1 protein-coding gene is annotated in these 388 nt (G+C 47.2%); it reads right to left on the bottom strand.

What is annotated here, in order from left to right; translation table 11 throughout:
• Nucleotides 1-388: signal recognition particle receptor subunit alpha (locus O4H47_RS17855; RefSeq protein WP_269395379.1), on the bottom strand; the 388-nt coding region annotated here is incomplete at both ends.

The following is a 388-nucleotide window of genomic DNA, read 5'->3' on the forward strand; positions in this document are numbered from 1 at the left end:
TCAATAGGCTTTTGGTCTGGTGATGATGGGAAGAAGTCAACACCGATGTCTGATGCCAGTGTTTCAAGCTGCTTGATTGCCGCAGGACGGTAAACGTCGGCAGACACAACCAAAACTTTCTTCTTGTCACGTTCTTTTAGAAGCTTAGATAACTTACCTACCGATGTGGTTTTACCCGCACCTTGTAGACCTGCCATAAGAAGCACAGCAGGTGGTTGAGCGGCAAGGTTTAGCGCCTCATTCGACTCACCCATTACGGCTTCAAGTTCTGTTTGAACGATCTTGATAAATTCCTGACCTGGAGTCAGAGATTTAGAAACTTCTACGCCCACCGCTTTTTCTTTAACGCGGTTCACAAATTCACGAACGACCGGAAGCGCAACGTCAG

The sequence above is a fragment of the Maritalea porphyrae genome, assembly GCF_027213965.1.
Classification (GTDB): domain Bacteria; phylum Pseudomonadota; class Alphaproteobacteria; order Rhizobiales; family Devosiaceae; genus Maritalea; species Maritalea porphyrae_A.